This is a genomic window from Winogradskyella pelagia (assembly GCF_017581965.1).
Classification (GTDB): domain Bacteria; phylum Bacteroidota; class Bacteroidia; order Flavobacteriales; family Flavobacteriaceae; genus Winogradskyella; species Winogradskyella pelagia.
In genome coordinates this window covers 40,309-61,289 of record NZ_JAGEVF010000012.1, presented here as the reverse complement: position 1 = coordinate 61,289, position 20,981 = coordinate 40,309, and the positions used below count along the sequence as shown (strand labels likewise).

General features: G+C 34.9%; 17 protein-coding genes. 12 read left to right on the top strand and 5 right to left on the bottom strand.

Annotated elements, in window-relative coordinates:
• On the bottom strand, positions 1-2,121 hold the full coding sequence (locus J4050_RS13670; RefSeq protein WP_208155154.1) for an elongation factor G: 2,121 nt from the start codon (positions 2,119-2,121) through the stop codon (positions 1-3).
• Positions 2,122-2,255: 134 nt separating this feature from the next.
• On the opposite strand from J4050_RS13670, the gene J4050_RS13665 reads away from it, so the two are divergent.
• Complete coding sequence (locus J4050_RS13665; protein ID WP_208155153.1) at positions 2,256-3,074, top strand: DUF1853 family protein; 819 nt, start codon at positions 2,256-2,258, stop codon at positions 3,072-3,074.
• Between the two features lie 17 nt (positions 3,075-3,091).
• Complete coding sequence (locus tag J4050_RS13660; protein ID WP_347879121.1) at positions 3,092-3,631, top strand: pseudouridine synthase; 540 nt, start codon at positions 3,092-3,094, stop codon at positions 3,629-3,631.
• Here J4050_RS13660 and J4050_RS13655 read toward each other — a convergent pair.
• Together J4050_RS13655 and J4050_RS13650 are read right to left on the bottom strand one after the other, a co-directional pair.
• Positions 3,618-4,355 carry a hypothetical protein gene (locus tag J4050_RS13655; RefSeq protein ID WP_208155152.1) on the bottom strand — a complete coding sequence of 246 codons (738 nt, stop codon included), beginning with the start codon at positions 4,353-4,355 and terminating at the stop codon, positions 3,618-3,620. The two genes, J4050_RS13660 and J4050_RS13655, sit on opposite strands and share 14 nt — an antisense overlap.
• Positions 4,356-4,445: 90 nt before the next feature.
• A complete protein-coding gene (locus J4050_RS13650; protein ID WP_438874717.1) occupies positions 4,446-5,954 on the bottom strand; it encodes a DEAD/DEAH box helicase in 1,509 nt (502 codons plus the stop codon).
• A gap of 133 nt (positions 5,955-6,087) precedes the next feature.
• Here J4050_RS13650 and J4050_RS13645 point away from each other — a divergent pair, with 133 nt between their 5' ends.
• Complete coding sequence (locus J4050_RS13645; protein ID WP_208155150.1) at positions 6,088-6,657, top strand: ExbD/TolR family protein; 570 nt, start codon at positions 6,088-6,090, stop codon at positions 6,655-6,657.
• Between the two features lie 522 nt (positions 6,658-7,179).
• A complete protein-coding gene (locus J4050_RS13640) occupies positions 7,180-8,496 on the top strand; it encodes a dipeptidase (protein WP_208155149.1) in 1,317 nt (438 codons plus the stop codon).
• Here the strand turns inward: J4050_RS13640 and J4050_RS13635 are convergent.
• On the bottom strand, positions 8,486-10,486 hold the full coding sequence (locus J4050_RS13635; RefSeq protein WP_208155148.1) for an alpha-ketoacid dehydrogenase subunit alpha/beta: 2,001 nt from the start codon (positions 10,484-10,486) through the stop codon (positions 8,486-8,488). The genes J4050_RS13640 and J4050_RS13635 overlap by 11 nt on opposite strands.
• 143 nt (positions 10,487-10,629) lie before the next feature.
• Here J4050_RS13635 and J4050_RS13630 point away from each other — a divergent pair, with 143 nt between their 5' ends.
• Genes J4050_RS13630 through J4050_RS13610 form a run of 5 tightly spaced genes read left to right on the top strand, consistent with a single transcriptional unit; the run spans position 10,630 to position 14,613 of the window.
• Positions 10,630-11,580 carry an isopenicillin N synthase family dioxygenase gene (locus J4050_RS13630; RefSeq protein WP_208155147.1) on the top strand — a complete coding sequence of 317 codons (951 nt, stop codon included), beginning with the start codon at positions 10,630-10,632 and terminating at the stop codon, positions 11,578-11,580.
• Positions 11,581-11,597: 17 nt separating this feature from the next.
• Positions 11,598-11,927, top strand: coding sequence for a translation initiation factor (locus tag J4050_RS13625; RefSeq protein ID WP_208155146.1), 330 nt, complete (start codon positions 11,598-11,600; stop codon positions 11,925-11,927).
• A gap of 3 nt (positions 11,928-11,930) precedes the next feature.
• Entirely contained in the window at positions 11,931-12,872 is a 942-nt protein-coding gene (locus tag J4050_RS13620) for a DUF1835 domain-containing protein (protein WP_208155145.1), read from the top strand.
• The gene (locus J4050_RS13615) at positions 12,862-13,734 is read left to right on the top strand and encodes a nucleoside phosphorylase (protein WP_208155144.1); all 873 of its coding nucleotides are present in this window, start codon (positions 12,862-12,864) and stop codon (positions 13,732-13,734) included. The genes J4050_RS13620 and J4050_RS13615 overlap by 11 nt, the downstream gene beginning before the upstream one ends.
• 24 nt (positions 13,735-13,758) lie before the next feature.
• Positions 13,759-14,613, top strand: coding sequence for a substrate-binding domain-containing protein (locus tag J4050_RS13610; RefSeq protein WP_208155143.1), 855 nt, complete (start codon positions 13,759-13,761; stop codon positions 14,611-14,613).
• 332 nt (positions 14,614-14,945) lie between these two features.
• On the opposite strand, the gene ung is transcribed toward J4050_RS13610, so the two are convergent.
• Positions 14,946-15,620, bottom strand: coding sequence for a uracil-DNA glycosylase (gene ung, locus J4050_RS13605; RefSeq protein WP_208155142.1), 675 nt, complete (start codon positions 15,618-15,620; stop codon positions 14,946-14,948).
• Between the two features lie 126 nt (positions 15,621-15,746).
• On the opposite strand from ung, the gene J4050_RS13600 reads away from it, so the two are divergent.
• The 3 genes from J4050_RS13600 to J4050_RS13590 all read left to right on the top strand — a co-directional run bounded on the left by J4050_RS13600 (position 15,747) and on the right by J4050_RS13590 (position 20,602).
• Entirely contained in the window at positions 15,747-17,918 is a 2,172-nt protein-coding gene (locus J4050_RS13600; protein ID WP_208155141.1) for an endonuclease MutS2, read from the top strand.
• A 346-nt stretch (positions 17,919-18,264) separates the two neighbouring features.
• Entirely contained in the window at positions 18,265-20,157 is a 1,893-nt protein-coding gene (locus J4050_RS13595) for a tetratricopeptide repeat protein (protein WP_208155140.1), read from the top strand.
• 22 nt (positions 20,158-20,179) lie between these two features.
• The gene (locus tag J4050_RS13590) at positions 20,180-20,602 is read left to right on the top strand and encodes a DCC1-like thiol-disulfide oxidoreductase family protein (RefSeq protein ID WP_208155139.1); all 423 of its coding nucleotides are present in this window, start codon (positions 20,180-20,182) and stop codon (positions 20,600-20,602) included.
• Positions 20,603-20,981: the final 379 nt, after the last annotated feature.

Here is a 20,981-nt window from a genome sequence, read left to right as displayed (position 1 = left end):
TTATGTGGTTATTAAATCTTTTTCTTTTATGAGTTCTTTTTGAATATGATTAGGCACAGGGCTATAATTATTAAATACTATAGAATAGGTTGCCCTTCCTTGTGTTATAGATCGTAATTGACTAGAGAAATCCGTTAATTCAGCTGACGGAATTACACATTTCAGTATTTGATAATGTGCTTCTGTTTCTATACCTTGGATGACAGCTCTTCTACTTTGCAATTCTGTCATCACATTACCTATCATCTGTTCTGGTACACGAAGTGTCATTAGTTCTGTTGGTTCCAATAACTTTGGATTGGCGTTTAGAAATGCTGCTTTAAAAGCGTGGGCTCCTGCAATCTTAAACGAAATATCGTTAGAATCAACAGAATGCATCTTACCATCATAAACCATAACACGTACATCGCGTATGTAAGAATCTGTTAGCGGACCCGACTCCATTACTTCCAAAATCCCTTTCTTTATAGACGGTAAATAGCGTTGGTCAATAACACCACCAACGATACAGTTATAAAATACTAATTTACCATCCCAAGGTAATTCCACAACTTCTTTACCCCTTAACGAAAAGCCCTCAGGTTCTGGCATACCGTCGTAATACGGTTCAATTTTAAGATGTACCTGACCAAACTGTCCAGAGCCACCACTTTGCTTTTTATGCCTGTAATTTGCCGTAGCACTGCGCTGTATGGTTTCTCTGTAGGATATTTTTGGTGATTCAAATCTAGCTTTAACATCGTAAACGTTTTCGAGTAGCCAGCTTAACGTTGAAAGATGAAGCTCCCCTTGAGTACCCACTAGCGTTTGATGCGTTTCAGTATTATAGCTTAAATCCACTGTTAAATCTTGACTATGTATGCGCTTAAGCGCTTCACTAAGTTTTTCTTCTTCAGTCGAGGTCTCAGCGAATACCGCTTTTACCAATCTCGGTTGAGGAAACTTAATAGGCCTAATAGTACCAGATTCTGCTTTACTTGCAAGCGTATCATTGGTATCCGTGAATTTCAGTTTTGTGGTTGCTCCAATGTCACCAACCGTTAACTTCTCAACGGAGTGTTTGTTCTTGCCATCCATAATAAAAAGTTGATTGAGCGTTTCACTTTCACCCGTTCTGGTATTGAACAATTTATCGTTGGACTTTACCTCACCAGACATTACTTTAAAAAATGTGATTTGTCCTAAATTGGGCTGATAAATGGTCTTAAACACAAAAAGTGATGTATCAGACTCAATAGTTGGTGTAATTAAATCACCTTCAATGGTTTGTTCTGGTTTTAAATCAGCTGCAGCTGGAGCCACATTATCAATAAAACCCATTAGACGCCCTGTTCCCATATCTTTTAATGCAGAAACACAAAATATAGGAAAGAAGTCGTGATTAAGCATTCCAAGCTTAATCCCTTTGCGCAATTCATCCTCATTTAGAGAGCCCTTATCAAAATAAAGTTCCATTAATTCTTCATCATTCTCGGCTGCTTTTTCAACAAGTTCATTATGTAAGGTGTTAGCATATTCTAACTGATTGTCGGGAATTTGTAACTTTTCTGGCTTACCGCCATCTGGTCCAAACTTGTAACATTTCATTTTAAGCACATCTATTATACATTGTGCCCCATCAATCTTAATTGGATATTGGACCAAAACAGCATTAGTACCCACCAGTTCTTTCAGGCTAGTAACAGCCATTTCGTAATTAGCTTTTTCACTATCGATTTTATTGATTACAAAAAGAATGGGTTTATGGTAACGGTCTACATAATTCCAAATAATCTCCGTTCCTATATCTGCTCCATGTTTGGCATTAATTACAGTAACTATTGTATCTGCGACTCTAATTGACGACATAATTTCGCCAATAAAATCGTCGAGACCAGGAGTATCAATAATATTGATTTTATAATTACGCCATTCTGTGTGCAAAGGTGTTGCAAAAACAGAAGCACCGCGTTGGTGCTCAAATTCATGGTAATCCGATATTGTATTTTGTTGCTCTACAGTGCCTCTTCGGTTAATGAGTCCTGCTTCATAGAGCATGGTCTCAGATAAGGTGGTTTTGCCTGCCCGATGGGTACCGACAAAAGCCACATTTTTAATGTGTTTATCATCAAATATTTTCATACATCAATAGATTTTATTAGTTGGAGATTCCTTGAAATTTATACCTTTTAAAGGTACTTTAGCTACAGAAGAAAAAACATGATAAAAGTTAGCTTCTTAATAATTATAAAGAATTTGCGAAAAAATTAGTTGTTATGACTGACAAGCATACCTTAAATAAGATGTTTCAAGGATATCAACTATCATCGCAACTATGGCACGGAAACGACATTTGGAACTTGGAGCAACTGCCAATTGACTTAAATACGCAATGTACTTTTACATCTTTCAAAAATGGAAAAAATCTAAGGCTTGGTAAATGGGTTGAGGAGTTTGTTTTGTTTCAACTTAATACCTTAGAAAATGTAGAAGTACTTGGCTCTGGTATTCAAATTGAAAAGGACAAACTTACTATTGGTGAGTTGGATAGCCTTTTTCTTTTAGAAGGTATGCCCATTCATTTAGAAATTGTGTATAAATACTATTTATACGACCCAGATATTAGAGAGGATTCAAGTCTTGCAAATTGGATAGGACCTAACAGAAATGATAGGTTATTACATAAACTAAACAAACTAAAATCTCGGCAATTACCTCTTTTACAAAATGAAGCCACCAAGAACATATTAGAATCTCTTGATATTTTCCACAAGACAATTAAACAAAATGTTCTTTTTAAGGCTAAGCTGTTTATACCTTATAATTCAAAATTTGAAATTAACAGCGCTTTAAATCCAAGCTGTGTGGTTGGTGAATATCTTAGATTAAATCAACTTATAAATTTTGAGGCATATAGTTTTTTCATACCTTCGAAATTAGAGTGGCTACTTGTTCCAAATATTGATGTACACTGGCTTAATTATGAAGCAGCTAAATCTCTTATTAGGAAGGAACTAGACTCCAAACGTTCACCTTTAATTTGGGTTAGGGATAATAAGAATAAAATCCGTTTAATATTTGTAGTTTGGTGGTAGAAGATTTCTATTTTAAATTGTATAAACCGTACGGCTACCTCAGTCAATTTGTTTACAATCAAGGTCAAAGAAAGAACAAGAAATTGCTAGGTGAGTTTCACCATTTCCCGAAGGGTACCATGGCAGTTGGCCGTTTAGACGAAAAATCTGAAGGCTTATTACTGTTAACCACTGATGGAAAATTTAGCCATTTCATTACAAATGCTGGGATTGAAAAAGAATACCACGTTATGGTTGATGGCCTCATTGCAAATAAAGATATTGAAGTTTTAAAGCAAGGGATTGACATTACTGTCAATGGGATGCCTTATAAAACTAAGCCTTGCAAAGTTTCAATTTTAAAGGATACATCTCATATCTTTAAACGACATGTACGCCATGAAAGACATGGCCCTACATCATGGATTTCAATTATCTTGACGGAAGGAAAATTTAGACAAGTGCGGAAAATGACAGCAAAAATAGGATTTCCCACACTGCGTTTGGTACGCGTAAGGGTTGGTATTTATGAATTAGATAGCATGCAACCTGGCGAAGTAAAAGCTATTTATTATTAGCGGTTTGTTCATTACTTGTTTCAGTAGTTTCATTTTTAGACTTAATAGTCATCTTTTCATTTACAAAAATTATTCTCGCTTTCACACCTGTTAAAAGGTTCCATTCTTTTGACGATACCACACCACCTTTATCGTCATAAATAACAAACTCTGCTGTATTTGGACCAGATTCTCCTTGATTGAGCGCAACGATATCCACAATATTTCTGCCTTCAATAAGATTAACTTCAACACGTCGATAACTACTCGTCAAAAGTAAGCTTCGTTTAACAACTTCTCCATTAACAATAACCATAACCCTATCTCCGTCTGGATACTCATGGTCCCTGCATACTATATTTACAAATTTGGTATCAACTCTGTGCTCACCTAGAAACTGATCAGACATGGCACGTACGTACCCCCCTTTTACAGCCTCCTTTTTCCAGCGTTCTTCAAAAATCTCGCTTGGACTCTTTAATCCGTCATCCTCAATCATAGAGAACGGCTTTTCAGTTTCTTTTAAAATAAACTTTTTTGGTTGATTCTTGGATTCCCCAGTCTTGCTATCCTCCTTTTTTAAAATTGGTGCCACCTTTGCTTTTATAAGACTAGAATCTTTTTTCTTTTTAGAGGGCTCCGCAGGTATTCTAATGGACTTTTTTTCCTTTTCCGTAACCTGAGCCACAGCCATGGTTGAATAACCTGAGAACAGAAAGAATAGTATTAAAGTGAAGTATCTCACAATTTTAATGTCACTTTTTAACTTATTATAGCAATAATTATACCTTAATCAAAATAAACGTTTAAAATTGTATTTCCGTGCAAAAAAAAGTTAAAACTTACCGTTGAAACTAATACGCAGTTTACGATTATATTCTTCGAATAACCAATCTTTGTAGTTGTCGGTACTATTCATAATACAATAACTGTACTGTTTTATACGATACGCGATGTCATCTTGTAATAATTTGACCAGGTCCCTTGCATCATATACATCTTCACTGTTTTCAATACACATTTGAGAATGCTGGGCAATAGATCGTTCAATGACGGTAAAGGATTTTTTTCCTGAATTTATAACGTCTTTATATTCTGCCTTTATATCAAAGTCGATGGATTCTGATTTGCTGAACTTTGCCTTAATCTCTTCTGGCATATGATAAACAAATTCGCGTTCAATGGATTCGTCATCAACAATATTCTCAAGATACATATCTGGGTACTTGAAAATATGTTGCCAATTAACGGGCTGGTCCCATGGCCCAAAACGTGCAATGTTATTACCCAAATCAATAACCTGAAAAGTTCTTCTATCCTTATAGGTACGACTTCCTCTTCCTATCATTTGAAAGTAAAGGGTTAAAGACCTTGTTGCTCTATTTAAGACTATTGCCTCTACAGATGGCTCGTCAAATCCTGTAGTAAGGATACTTACAGACGTTAAAATGGCATCTGGGGTGTTTTTAAACCACTTTAACGTGTCTTTTCGCTCTTCTTTACTCGCTGTATTGTCTAGATGTTTAATTTCATATCCTGCCTTTTTAAAGGTGTAATAAACCTCTTTTGACGTATAAATCCCATTATTAAAGATTAAGGTCTTCTTACCTTTTGCTAACTCTTCATAAGCAGTTAGTAATTTAGACTGCATCAACATATTGGTATATAGAGCCTCAGAGGACTTTACGGTATAATCACCGTTAATTCCAATCTTTAACGAGGTTAAACCCACATCGTAATGATATAAATCGGCTTTTGCCAAAAATCCATTTTTAATTAGTGTTGCAATATCATCACCAACGATTAACTTTTTATAATTATCCTTCATTGGAAGTTTTATATTGCTACTAAGCGGCGTAGCTGTGACTCCAAGGATAAAACAAGATTCAAAGAATTTAAATAGTTTTCTAAATGAATTGTAGTGCGCTTCATCAATAATCACAAGACCTATATTTTTTAGCTCAAAATCGTTATCAGAAAGCCTATTGTTCAATGTTTCTACCATAGCAACAAAACATTGGTATTCGTCTTGGTCTGGGAGTTGCTTTACTTTACTGTTAATGACTTTGTTATTAACCTTAAATCCAGTTAATACGTTTGACGTTTGCTTGCACAATTCTATTCTATGTGTAAGAATAACTACCTTTTTATTGTGATCTTTAATATAACGCCTAACGATTTCAGAAAAAATAACGGTTTTACCTCCTCCTGTTGGAAGTTGGTACAAAAGATTAAAATCATCTGGTTCCTCAGCCATAACATCAAAGATGCGATTGAGGTCCTTTAGCTGATAGTCATAAAGTTGTTTATCTGAAACTTTGGTATTTAAGGTCTCTGTAGTCATTGGCATTTGAAAACATTAATTTTGCAAAAATAACACATAGTAAGGGTTTATCTAAGACAATGTTAATAACCTTTAACAACATTGGTATTGTTATTGCGTCTGTAATTATATTAACATTTTAAGAATTTTTATTATGAAAACATTTAGAAGGCAACCTGTGTCGGTCAATACAGGTTCGATGGCAGACATTGCCTTTCTTTTGCTAATTTTCTTCTTAGTGAGTACAACAATTTCAGCAGAAAAAGGAATATTGAGACAGCTTCCTCCCTATTGTGAAGACCCTAAAACTTGTGAATTAGATATCAAGGACAGAAATTTATTAGAGATTTCGTTAAATTATAAAGATGAAATCCTAATCTCTAATTCATCTGTTAAACTCAATGATGTGCCTAAGATTGTGAAAAGTTTTATAGACAATAACGGGCTATCACAATGCGACTATTGTCAAGGAAAACAATTTCCTAAGTATTCTGAGCATCCCAAAAAGGCGGTAATATTTCTAAATTTTGATTCACTTACGTCTTATAAAGCCTATATAGAAGTCCAAGACCAAATTGCAAAAGCCTACAATGCTATTAGGCAGGCCTATGCCATAAATCGTTTTAATAAATCATTAGGCCAACTCGATAAGGCCGAAATGCAGGTTATTACACAAAATTATCCTATAAGGGTATATGAAGTTAACCCCAATACATCTCAATAGAACAACTAAACGGTTATAAGGGTTTTAAACTATTTCATTGATATGCTCCTATTTGCAATATAAAGAGCGTTAAAATCTGTTAAATTACTATTATGTTATACAAAGTACTGTAACAATTGTAAAGTTCTATCGTCTATATAGTGTAATCAATTAAAAAACGAAAAATCATGAGAACTTTAAACAACAATCAATTAACAAGCGATTTTGCGGATACTAAAACTTCCGTTTGGAATAAAAAGAGACGCTATAGGTAAACAATCCGAATTAACATCAATCATTAAATCAAACAGTTATGAAAGCCTTGTCTAGAATTGTCAATACATCTAATAGTTTAGATGATGACTTAGAAAACATCAAGTAATGAAAATTGCAGAAAAATAGAAAACCAATACGGAGTCGTATTGGTTTTTTGTTTTTTTGAACAATTTATATTTTAGTATTCGTAATTTGCTGTTATTCTTCTCTAACAAGAATGATATTTAAAGAATTATTTCTTAGCCATCTAACTATAAATATTAACTGATGACACTAAAAATCACAATACCTCTTTTTGTATTAACTATACTTTTATCTAGCTGTAAACCAGATAAACCCAAAACCGATGAAGAGCTTATTACTTACGCTAAGAACATTCACAAACGTGTCATTACATTGGATACCCATTGCGATATTAATGTAAAGAACTTTACAGACTCTATAAATTACACACAACGACTAGATACTCAGGTAAACTTGCCTAAAATGATAGAGGGCGGCCTAGATGTGGTTTGGTTCATAGTATATACCGGTCAGGATTCTTTAACGGTTGAAGGTTTTGAAAAAGCATATGATAATGCTATATCCAAGTTCGATGCAATTCACAGATTAGTAAATGAGTACGCACCAGGTAAAATTGAATTAGCAACCACGTCAGAAGATGTGAGGCGCCTACAAGCCAAAGGCAAAAAAGTAGCGATGATAGGTATTGAAAATGGTTACCCCATAGGATTAAATCTTAGCAATGTTAAAAAATTCTATGATAAGGGAGCGCGCTATATGTCTTTATCCCATAATGGTCACAGTCAACTTTGCGATAGTAATACAGGTGAATCAGACGGGGTATGGCTGCACAATGGTTTAAGTGATTTTGGTAAAGAAGTCATCAAGGAAATGAACCGTGTTGGTATGATGATAGACGTATCACACCCATCAAAAGAAGCTATGCGCCAAATGATTGAATTAACTAAAGCGCCTATCATAGCATCGCATTCTTCTGCTCGTGCCTTATGCAACCACAGTCGTAATTTAGACGATGAACAGTTGCAGTGGTTAAAAGATAATCGTGGTGTAATCCAGACTGTGGCATTTAAATCTTATGTTAGTGAGGAAAAAAGTATAGCCCGTTCTAAAAAGACCAAGGAAATTAGTAAAAGCATAGCAGATTCCATGGGTGTAACCTATTATTCAAGACGTGAACTACGGAATATTGACAAGCAAAAACGCGATTCAATAATAGACAGTGGTTATCTGCAAAAAATAAATACGTTGGCAAGAACTAAAATTAGCAATATGGAGGGTTTCCCTCCAGAAGTAAATGTTTCAGACTTTGTAGACCATATTGATTATTTAGTAAAAACAATAGGTATTGACCATGTTGGTATAAGTAGTGACTTTGACGGCGGTGGCGGAATCGAAGGGTGGTCGGATGCTTCAGAGACGCTTAATGTTACGCTGGAACTTGTGCGCCGAGGATACACTGAAGAACAGATTGAAAAGTTATGGTCTGGTAATCTATTACGTGTTTTGGATGAAGTACAAAATGTGGCGAAAAATTACGACTTGATAAATTCTAATAGTTAAATAATTCAAGTAGAGCTTTTTCAAATTTCTGTCTTGACAGATACTGGTCTTCCAATTGAGAAGCAAAAGGAATTGGTGTTTCTATACTTGCAACTCGCCTTACCGGTGCGTCTAAAAATTCAAAACACTCCTCCATTATCATAGCCGAAATATCACTGGCTATACCACCAAACAAGGAATCTTCTTGCAAAATAATGACCTTCCCTGTTTTTTTAACCGAATTTAATATGGATTCCTTGTCCAAAGGTTGCAAGGTCCTCAAATCCAAAAGATCTGCATCGATATCTGGATGTTTCTCTAAAGTTTCTAAAGCCCAATGCACACCTGCTCCATAAGTTATAATACTAATGGTTTCACCTTCTTTTAATAAAGCTCCTTTTCCAAAAGGCAAGGTGTAGTAATTGATAGGTACATTTTGTCTAATACTTCTATAAAGGGCCTTATGCTCAAAAAACATTACAGGATTAGGGTCATTTACGGCTGTTGCCAACAATCCTTTAGCATCAAAAGGAAATGCAGGGTAAACCACTTTTAGACCAGGTGTTTTTGTGAACCAGGCCTCATTAGTTTGGGAGTGAAATGGCCCTGCTGCGACACCTGCTCCACAAGGCATTCTCACAACAACATCTGCATTTTGTCCCCATCGGTAGTGAACTTTAGCTAAATAATTTACAATAGGATTAAAGCCTGAAGTTACAAAATCCGAAAATTGCATTTCTACAACCGCCTTCATGCCTGCGATGGATAATCCCATACCTGCCTCCACTATGGCCGATTCGCAGATAGGTGTATTGCGTATGCGATCTTTACCAAATACATCAACAAAACCCTCGGTTATTTTAAAGACACCACCATATTCGGCAATATCTTGACCCATAATCACTAAATTTTCATGCTTCTCTAAAGACTGTTTCAAACCTTCTGAAATAGCATCAATAAGTCGTAATTCTTTTTTATCTTTATTTGGTGTATAATCTTGATAATCATACGATTTATAAACATCACTTAATTCTTCACTTTCAGATGACACTATTGGTGACTCGGCATAGGCCGAACTAAGACCATCCTCTATTTCAGCCTTAAGAGTATTGTGGTAAGAGTCATCAATTTCGGCAGTTAATATTTGCTTGCTGTAGAGGTAACTTCTAAAATTTTCTATGGGATCTTTTGCCTCCCAGAATGCCATTAATTCTTTTGGTACATATTTGGTACCACTGGCTTCTTCATGCCCTCGCCTTCTAAAGGTCTTGAATTCAATTAAAATTGGCCTAGGTCGCTTTCTTATGCTTTCGGCAAGCTTTTTTACTTTGGTATATGTTTCTATGATGTTGTTACCGTCTAAAATAAAAGATTCTATGCCATAACCCTTACCTTTATCTGCAAGATGCTTGCAACGGTATTGCTCATTTGTTGGGGTTGAAAGGCCATAACCATTATTTTCGATGCAAAAAATCACAGGTAGCTGCCATACTGCAGCTACGTTTAGTGCCTCATGAAAATCTCCTTCACTAGTCGCTCCTTCTCCTGTGAATACCGCTGTAACTTTACCATTTTTTTTCAAAAGGTTAGCCAGTGCTATCCCATCTGCAACTCCAAGTTGAGGACCTAAATGAGAAATCATACCAACGATATTATAATCTTGGGTCCCAAAATGAAAAGACCTGTCCCTCCCCTTTGTGAATCCGCTTGCTTTTCCTTGCCATTGGCAGAATAAACGGTGCAAAGGGATATCCCTTGTGGTAAACACGCCGAGATTCCTGTGCATAGGTAAAATATACTCGTTAGGTTTAAGCGCCATGGTAACTCCAACGGATATAGCTTCTTGCCCAATACCAGAAAACCATTTAGAAATCTTTCCTTGCCTTAGCAAAATGAGCATCTTTTCCTCAATCAACCTAGGCTTAAGCATGTTATAATACAATTGCAAAAGCGACTTGTCGCTTAGATTCCGTTTATCGTAATCAATATTACTTTTCGTTATTGTTGGCATACACAGATTATTGAGTCTTTCCAAAAGTAACAAAAATGGTATAATCTTATCAATTGTTGATAATTTATCATCGTCCTAAACATTATTATTTAGTACATTTTTTGGTTAGATTTGTATATTACAATTAATAATAATGACATTCCATGGAGAGAATACCTAGTGTAGATTTAGCCGATTTCATTTCTAACGACCCTACTAGAAAGCAAAACTTCATCAATAACATAGGTAAAGCTTATGAGGATATTGGATTTGTGGCTCTAAAGGGACATTTTTTGGATGACGCCCTTGTTGACAAACTCTATTCTGAAGTAAAAAATTTCTTCGATTTACCAGTTAGCACAAAACAAGGTTATGAAATCGAAGGAATTGGGGGTCAAAGGGGCTATGTCTCATTTGGCAAAGAAAGCGCCAAAGGAAAAAAAGAAGGTGATTTAAAAGAATTCTGGCACTTTGGGCAATATGTAGAGGATGATGCAGAGCGCAAAAAAGAGTATCCAGAAAATATCGTTGTTAAAGAGTTGCCTCAATTTAATGAGGTAGGTAAGGAAGCTTACAAAATGCTTGAGAGAACTGCTAAATACGTTTTGCGTGCACTAGCGCTACATTTAGGACTTGAAGAAACTTACTTTGATGCCTATATACACAATGGCAATTCTATTTTGAGGCCTATTCATTATCCACCAATACTAGAAGAGCCTAAAGATGCCGTCAGAGCGGCAGCACATGGCGACATTAATCTCATTACTTTACTTATGGGTGCCCAAGGAAGAGGGCTTCAAGTCCAACGGCATGACGGCCAATGGATTGATGCTATTGCAGAGCCTGATGAATTAATGATCAATGTTGGAGATATGTTGTCTAGACACACCAACAATAAATTAAAATCTACCATACACCGCGTGGTTAATCCACCAAGAGAACTTTGGGGTACATCTCGATATTCGATTCCTTTTTTTATGCACCCAATCAGCGAAATGAAATTAGATGTCTTAGATAGCTGTGTAGATAAAAACCATCCAAAACAATTTGACGATATCACAGCGGGAGAATTTCTTAACGAAAGACTTATTGAACTTGGTTTAATTAAAAAGTAATTTTTATCTAATAATTAATGGATTTAAAAGATCAGTTGAGCCAACTATTTCCGGAGCATGTTCCTAAGGAATCTGATGATGCTCCATCCCAAGAAAAAGATTTATGGATTCAAGAGGAACCATTGATTTGTACATACGAAAAAAGAAAAGGGAAGCCCACAACAATAATAGAGGGTTACAACGGAGCTATAAGCGATTTTAAGCAACTAGCAAAAGAATTAAAAACCAAACTTAGTGTTGGTGGTAGTTTTAAAGATGATAAAATTATCATACAAGGTGATTACAGGGACCGGATTATGACAATGCTAAAAGAAAAGGGATTTAAGGTTAAGCGTGTAGGTGGTTAAATAATGGCAAATAAAATCTTACATATTACCAATGGAGATAGTCTCACAAATTATTTAAGAGAGCTTGGTTTCAAGGATGAGATTCTTACTTGGCAAGAAATGTTATGTGAAGGACCTACTATTCCAAAAATAGATTCAGAAGAGTTTTTTCAGATAAGAGCGTCATTTCTAAAGGCATATTATGATATAGAATATGATTTTAAAGCCCTAAAAAGTGAGTTATCAAAATTAGATGATATAGAAAATTATGATGAAATAAATCTGTGGTTTGAGTATGATTTATTCTGCCATATCAATCTTTTAGGAGTTCTTAATCTTTTGCACCAGAAGGAAATTCATTTACCTATATATCACATTTGTAGCGGACGTGTAAAAGGAGAAAAAAATCTTAAAGGACTATCAGAGCTTACAGCGGAGCAGCTAGAAAATCATTATCGTAATAAAATAAGGATAACAGATTCGGATAAAGAATTAGCCGTAGCTTTATGGCGAACCTACTGCGGCAAAGACCACAATATCCTTAAGCCTTATATCGTTACTAAATCTAGTTTTAAGTATTTAAGCAACTGCCTTAAAGCACATCTAAAACGATTTCCCGACCAACAAAGTGGTTTAAGCGCAATAGAATACAACATTTTAAAATTAGTTAAGAATAATGACATAAAATCCATAAATCACCTGTTAGGTTACAGTCTCAACTATCAAGGATATTATGGGTATGGTGATTTACAACTGCAGCGTATTATAAATCACTTGAACATCTTTTTTGAAGAAGATGAAAACCGAATTACTCTAAATAGGAAAGGCCATGAAGCAATCCTAAGAAACTACAACTATGCCAGTGAAATAAAGAATGATATGGTCTTTGGTGGTGTTAATCGGTTGGACTACCAGTTCAGTGTAGACGAAAATAAACTCATAAAAACCGTGTCTCATGCAGATTAAAGATTCAGAATTAATACTTAACCCAGATGGTAGTGTTTATCATCTAAATCTTAGGCCAGAGCACATTTCTGACACCATTATTTTTGTAGGGGACCAAGACCGTGTAGAGAAGATCACAAAGCATTTTGAGAGTATAGAATTCAGCACTCAAAAACGCGAGTTTAAAACTCAAACAGGCTACTATAAAGACCGTAGGATAACTGTGATTTCAACCGGTATAGGACCAGACAATATTGATATTGTACTTAATGAGCTGGATGCACTTGTAAATATAGATTTAAAAACAAGGCAACCTAAAACCTATTTAACAAGTCTAAATATCATAAGGGTTGGTACTTCTGGCTCTTTACAAGCTGACATTCCAATAGATTCTTTTGTGATGAGTACTCATGGGCTTGATGTCAATGGAATGCTTCATTTCTATCAGATTAAAGGAATTAGTAATCCAGAAATTGAAGATGCCTTTATTGCACATACAGACTGGGATAAAAACAAGGCAAGACCAATAATCATTGAAAACAGTACATACCTTGAAAAGTATTTTGATAGTGATAAAGTTTTTCATGGAATGACGGGAACTGCTGGTGGTTTTTATGGACCTCAGGGTAGAGTTCTAAGACTACCCTTATTTGACCCAGAGCTCAATTCTAAACTAGATAGCTTTGAGCATAATGGTTTCAGAATAACTAATTTTGAAATGGAAACCTCCGTTATTTATGGCCTTTCAAAGTTGCTAGGTCATGAGGCACTCTCCCTTAATGCGATAATAGCCAATCGGGCTAATGGAGACTTTAGTAAAGACCCTAAAAAAACAGTCGAAAAACTCATTTTATATACCTTGGAGCGCATTGTTAATATTTAAAATAATTACTTCGGACAATTAAACATGAAAAAAGTTTCTATTGGTGGCGTGCCAGAACATTTCAATTTAGCGTGGTATCTCACCTTAAAAAATGGAGAATATAAATCTAAAGACATCAACCTAAGATGGTACGATTATTTTGGTGGTACAGGTGCTATGTGCAAGGCTTTAAGAAATGGCGATATTGATATGGCGGTGATACTCACAGAAGGTATTGTAAAGGACATTATTGAGGGCAACCCATCTAAGATTGTTCAAACCTTTGTGAGCTCTCCTTTAATTTGGGGCATCCATGTAGCAGCTGATTCTAAGTATGAAGTAGTAGAAGATCTTCCTGGCCAAAAGGCGGCCATAAGCAGATATGGCTCTGGCTCACACCTTATGGCTTATATAAATGCCAAAAATAACGGTTGGGACTTAAATCAAGATTTAAACTTTGAAGTTGTTCAAAACTTAGATGGTGCTATTAGAGCCCTAACAGAACAGAGAGCAGATTATTTTATGTGGGAACGCTTTACAACAAAACCTATAGTTGATGATGGTATTTTTAGACATATTGGTAATTGTCCTACACCATGGCCTTGCTTTGTTATCGCGGTGCGAAATGAGTTTATCAAAAACAATAAGAAAGAATTAGAAACTATTCTAGACATTATAAACAATACCACAAACGACTTTAAAAATATTCCAAGTATTGACAGAACAATTTCCAATAGATACGAACAGGATATACAAGATGTTAGAGAGTGGTTGTCGCTTACCGAATGGTCGCAAGAGATTATTGATAGACCAACATTACAAATGGTTCAAAACGAACTTTTTGATTTAAAAATTATCAATAAAACAGCTGATTACGAGAGTTTAACTTACACTATCTAACTCTTTTTTTAGTATTTTCTTTATTTTATTCTAGCTAATCAAAAACCGCTTAACATCAGTAATAATCGATAAAAAGCGTTAAATAGTGTTAATGGTTTTGGCATGGTTTCTTACACTTTTTGTTCATAACTTTCTATAATTCAATTTTTTAATTACATTTGTTTAACCAAATCGAAGCTATTAACCAAACGATTAGACTAATATGATTCTTACAATTACGCTAGTTTTAGCATTTTTAGTCGCAATAAACTTTGTCCTGCTTTTTTTCAGTTGTAACAAAACCACTAAGAAATCCTCGGTGCAACAACCAAGGATTATTAAGGAAGAGAAGTCTAAGGTATTTTCCAATCAATTGCCTTCTCGCCGACTTGCTGCAACAGGGAGTTAGTAGAGCTGAAATGTCTATTTCCAAACCAGTAGCCTCTATTTGCGCTTAATGGTGAAGGATGGCCTGTCTGCAAGATATGATGCTTACGCCTGTCTATCAGTTTTATTTTTTTCTTGGCGAATCCACCCCATAGCAAAAACACAACACCTTTTCTATGTTCGCTAATTTTACTTATTACTGCATCTGTGAATTGCTCCCAGCCCTTTCCTTGATGGCTGCCTGCTTGGTGTGCTCTTACGGTCAATGTTGCATTTAATAGAAAGACTCCTTGATCTGCCCACGGCATCAAATTACCACTTTTAGGATAGGGGACTTTTAAGTCTTCTCCCAGTTCTTTAAATATATTTACTAACGATGGTGGATGCACAACTCCTTCATTCACAGAAAAACAGAGCCCATTAGCCTGCCCAACTCCATGATATGGGTCTTGACCAATGATTACCACTTTTACATCATTGAATGTACAGTGATTGAAAGCGTTAAAAATATCTCCACCTTTTGGGTAGCAGCTGTGGGTTAAATATTCCTGTTTGACAAATTCTACCAAAGATTGAAAATAGGGCTTTTCAAACTCTAACTGCAATATGGTTTTCCAACTATCGTCTATGCTTAATTTCATCTAGCAAATATAAAACTAGTTGTCTTAAAACCGTCATAAGCCATTAGGCACATCACCTTATTTAAGTTAAATTTGCAACTTTAAAATTGAGTATTACCAGTGATAATCTGGTATCTTAAAATTACCATGATCAGTATACATAAAAAAACATTAGAAGATTTAGAGCTTTCTAGGGTATTAGAACAAGTCAGCGAGTACTGTGTTTCTCATCTAGGTAAAGCTGAAGCACTTGATATTTTACCATTTGAAGATACCGAACAGCTCAAAACTGAACTTGCATATACCAACGAATACTTATCTTCTTTTGACAATGATAACCGCATACCAAATCATGGCTTTGATGCTATTACCAAAGAACTCAAGTTATTAACCATTGAAAACACATATCTAGAAGTTAAAAGCTTTCAGCGCTTAGTGAGTATGTCGCTAACGGTAAATACAATTTTAAAATTTCTCAAAAAGTTCAAAGAGTATTATTCTCAACTTCATAACTTAAGTCAACCGATTGAGCACACCACTTCTATTATTGAGCAAGTAGATGCTGTTGTTGACCGCTTTGGAGATATCAAAGACAACGCCTCACCACAACTTAATAGCCTTAGGAAATCGTTAAACAGCGTAAAAGGGAAAATAAATAGTAGTTTTACTTCAGCCTTAAATCGTTATCACAACCTAGATTATTTAGACGATATAAGAGAATCCGTTGTAGAAAATAAGCGTGTCCTCGCGGTTAAAGCTATGTACCGTAAAAAGGTACACGGCGCCATTATGGGTGGAAGTAAAACAGGTAGTATCGTTTATATCGAGCCCGAAACAACACTTCAATACTCGAGAGAACTTAATAACCTTGAGTATGAAGAAAAAGAAGAAGTCATAAAAATTCTCAAGGAATTAACAGATTATATCCGTTTATTTTTACCTCTGCTTGAAAAGTACCAATCGTTTTTAACTAAAATTGATCTTATTTCTGCAAAAGCAAAATATGCGCAGAGCATGAATGCTATTTTGCCAGAGATTAACGAAAAACGAGAATTTTATATTCGTGATGCCTATCATCCTCTACTCTACTTAACTAATAAAGAAACTGGTAAAACTACATTTCCGCAAACTATAAAATTAACAGATGACGGTAGAATTATTGTCATTTCTGGACCTAATGCCGGCGGAAAAAGTATTACCCTAAAAACTGTTGGTTTATTACAAGTGATGTTACAAAGTGGCATGCTAATTCCTGTACATGAACGTAGTACGGTGTGCTTATTTGATAGAATTTTAAGTGATATTGGAGACAATCAGTCAATAGAAAATCATTTGAGCACCTATAGCTATCGCCTCAAGCAAATGAATTACTTTCTTAAAAAAGTTAATAAAAACACCTTGTTTTTAATTGATGAATTTGGTACAGGTAGCGATCCTGAATTAGGTGGCGCCCTAGCCGAAACCTTTTTAGAGGTATTTTATGATCGTGGTGCCTACGGTATAATTACAACACACTATTCTAACCTTAAGCTATTGGCAAACGAATTGCCCTATATGAAGAATGCCAACATGCTTTTTAATGAGCGAAGTTTAGAACCCATGTACAGGTTGGTAATTGGACAAGCAGGGAGCTCCTTTACCTTTGAAGTTGCTCAGAAAAATGGCATTCCATACAATTTAATCAATAAATCAAAAAAGAAAATTGAACGTGGCAAAGTACGCTTTGATGCAACCATTGCCAAACTACAAAAAGAGCGTAGTAAATTAGAACGTACAGAGCGCTCACTAAAGGAAAATGAGAAAAAGAAATTGTCTGAGGCAGAAAAATTAGAGGAAACTAATCTCAAAATCCAAAAGAAATTAGAAAGTTATCAGGAGTTATATGATAGCAACCAACGCCTTATTTACCTAGGACAAAAGGTAAATGATTTGGCAGAAAAGTTTTTTAATAATAAGCGTAAGCGCGAACTTATGAGCGAACTTTTTAGATTGGTGCAAATAGAAAATGCCAAACGTAAAAAAACATCAGCCAAACAAAAACGCGCTGAAAAGGCCAAAGAAAAGCAAATACAGAAAGAGGCCGAGAAAAAAGTAGAAATAATTCGTAAGAAGAAAAAACAAGCCAAACAACTAGAAAAAGAAAAGCCCGCACCTCCTAAACCCGTACTCAAAATTGGTGATAGAGTTCGCATGCACGATGGTAAAGCGGTTGGTAGTATTGATGGCTTGGAAAAAAATAAAGCCATTGTTAATTATGGTATGTTTACAACCAACGTAAGCGTTGATTTGTTGGAATTAGTTGAATCTAAAAAGAAGTAAGACCAACTGTAATTTAAGATTTAGCCATTTTGAACCACTACACTAGTTCCCAATAGGTTTACTCCTTAATATTTGGAATCCTTAATCAGTATTAAACCAAATTTGGAACGTACAGAACACCTAGAGACTTTTAAGTCCATCGTGTTTTGTTAGGTAATAGGATCCCGTGTCTATTTTAAATTAACTCATTTTAAGGCAATTATATTTTTCGGTTAAAAATTTCGGTATTATCGCTATCTTAGAGCAAAGAATTACAGGTACTTTTTTACGTTTTGAGGTTGATATCCCAGTGGATAATTAAAGTACTTACACAGAACACGGTACAACATCCGTATTAATTGAGATTATGAGAAAAATCATTTTCATTTTAATTGCTACAACACTTACCCAATTTAGTTTTTCACAACAAAAACAACTCATCGATAGTCTAAAACTTGAATTGAAAAACAGAAGTGAAAATGATTCTATCAAAGTCTCAATTTTAACCTTACTTCATGAAAAGCTCATGTTTTCTCAACCAGAGGAAGCCAAACAGTACGCCTTGCAAGAACTCGAAATATCAAAAAGAATTAATTATATCAAAGGACTTGGTGTAGGCCATATGCACTTGGGCAATTACTATTCTAACAGAGGCGAGAATGACTCGGCCTTATATTATTACAACATCGGAAAACAATATTTCAAAGATATAAAAAGCACTAGAGGCATCATTTTCGTTAATCATTCTATTGCAGATATTAAAAGAATAAATGGAGATTTAAATGAGGCCATTACACTTACAAAAGAAACCTTACAGTCTATAAGGGAAAATGAGGCAGAAGGTGATTTAAAGACGAAGTTTATTGGTGCACAGCATAATTCATTAGCCAACATATATATTGAAAAAGGCAATTACAAATTGGCACTACAAGAAGCCCTGGAGGGCTTAAAGTGTTTTGAGTCCATTAATCACGAATCAAGAACTGCGGATGCATTAAAACAGGTTGGCGACATTGAATCTGCTCTAAAAAACCACAAATCTTCGATTAAGTATTTTAAACAAGCCATTGACATATACGAAAAGCTTGATGATAAAATGTATGCCGCATATGCCCATAACTCTCTAGGTATTTCTTATCAAAATCTAAATAATTATAGCCAAGCTAAAGTACAATTTGACCTAGCCATCGAAAACTCTAAGGCGGTTGAAAATAAAATGTCGCTCACAAATAGCATGCACAACCTTGCAGAATTAGAATTAATCAATAAAAATTTCAGCGAAGCCAAAAGGCTATTTCTTGAAGCAAAGACCATTACCGAATCTGAAAACCTTCAATTGGGTTTAGCCAACGCATATAATGGATTATCTAAAATTGATTACGAACTTAACAACTTGTCGAATGCCTTAAGCAATAACAATAAGGCCATATCAATAACCAAGTCCATGGGTGCCTTACCATATTTAGCAGATTATTACAAACTCCAGTCTGACATCTTGTTGAAATCAAAAAAGGCCAAACCTGCTATTTATTATTTAAAGGAATCCCAAAAGATTAATGATAGTTTGTTTGATATTAAAAAAGCACAACAAATCGAAGAACTTAAAACCATTTATGAAACAGAAAAGAATAAGGCTGAAATTGCATTGCAGAAAGAAGAAATAAAGACGTTGAATGCTAAATCTGAAAATGATAAGCTTACCAAAACACTTTATGGCATTGGAATGTTTTCATTCATAGTCATTTCTGGATTGCTCTTTTTTGGATTCAAACAGCGCATTAAGAAAAATAAAATCGAACGAGAGAAACAAGAAGCAATTTTCAAGCAAGAAATAGAGTTTAAAAAGAAGGAATTAGCCTCACAAACCCTTCATCTGGTGCAAAAAAACACCTTTATTCAAGAATTGAAAGACAATCTGGAAAAAATTAAACAATCTCCTGAATTATTTAAGGTAGAATTTAGACGGCTTGTTATGTTGCTTAAAAAAGAAAGTGCAGAGGATAGAGATTGGGAGGTCTTTAAATCTTACTTTTCTGAAGTACACAATAATTTTGATGAAAAACTTAAGTCAATATCTAAGGAAATAACTGAGAAAGATATCCGTTTAGCCTCATTTTTGAGGATGAATTTAACAACCAAGGAAATTGCCTCTATGCTCAACGTACAGCCGGATAGTGTCAAAAAATCTAAATACAGGCTTAAAAGTAAACTCGCTTTGGATAGGGATATAGATTTAACCCAATTTTTAAATTCGCTATAAGTGTAATACCTATCTTTGTATTGTGATTGATAGTATACCTAAAGATAAGGAACTCATCGTTTTTGACGGCGTATGTAATCTCTGTAACAGCAGTGTTTTATTTGTTATTAAACACGACAACGAGAACCATTTTTTATTTGCCCCTTTACAGAGTAAAGTGGGAAATTCTATAATAGAAACGTTTAATATCGATACAGATAAAACAGATTCTATTTTGCTCTACTCACCAGCAAACCATACCCTTAAGATTAAATCCTCGGCTGCTCTAAATATTGCCAAAAAACTTGGCTTCCCTACTAATCTAGCCACAATTTTTTTAATTGTTCCTAATTTTATAAGAAATTGGGTGTATGATATCGTTGCTAAGCATAGGTACAATTGGTTTGGAAAAAAAGAAGCTTGCATGATTCCCACGCCCGAGCTTCAGGCCAAATTTATCAATTAAAAAAACCTTACAGAACAGGTTCCATAAGGCTTTTTCATTAACAACTTAATTCTACAAAACTTAATCCAACGGTTTTGTTGAGGGAACAACCATTGATTAATAGCACATTTTGCGAATTAAAAATACGGTATAATAAAGTTCTATAATTAAAAAATCGATATGTAGCCCTTATCTAAGCCTAAGTTATAACTAATGCAAAAAACATCTATAAACTGTTTAAATTAAAACTAAAGGCTCATTATAAAGTGGTTCTAACATTAGATTTAGGCCTTTTTACTCATTACTGGTTTTAACCTAAGCTTTAAGTTCTTACATTCGTTTTATAGAAGTTAAACTAGTTTATAGTTAAGGGTTGATCTAATCCTCAAAGCTAGATAGT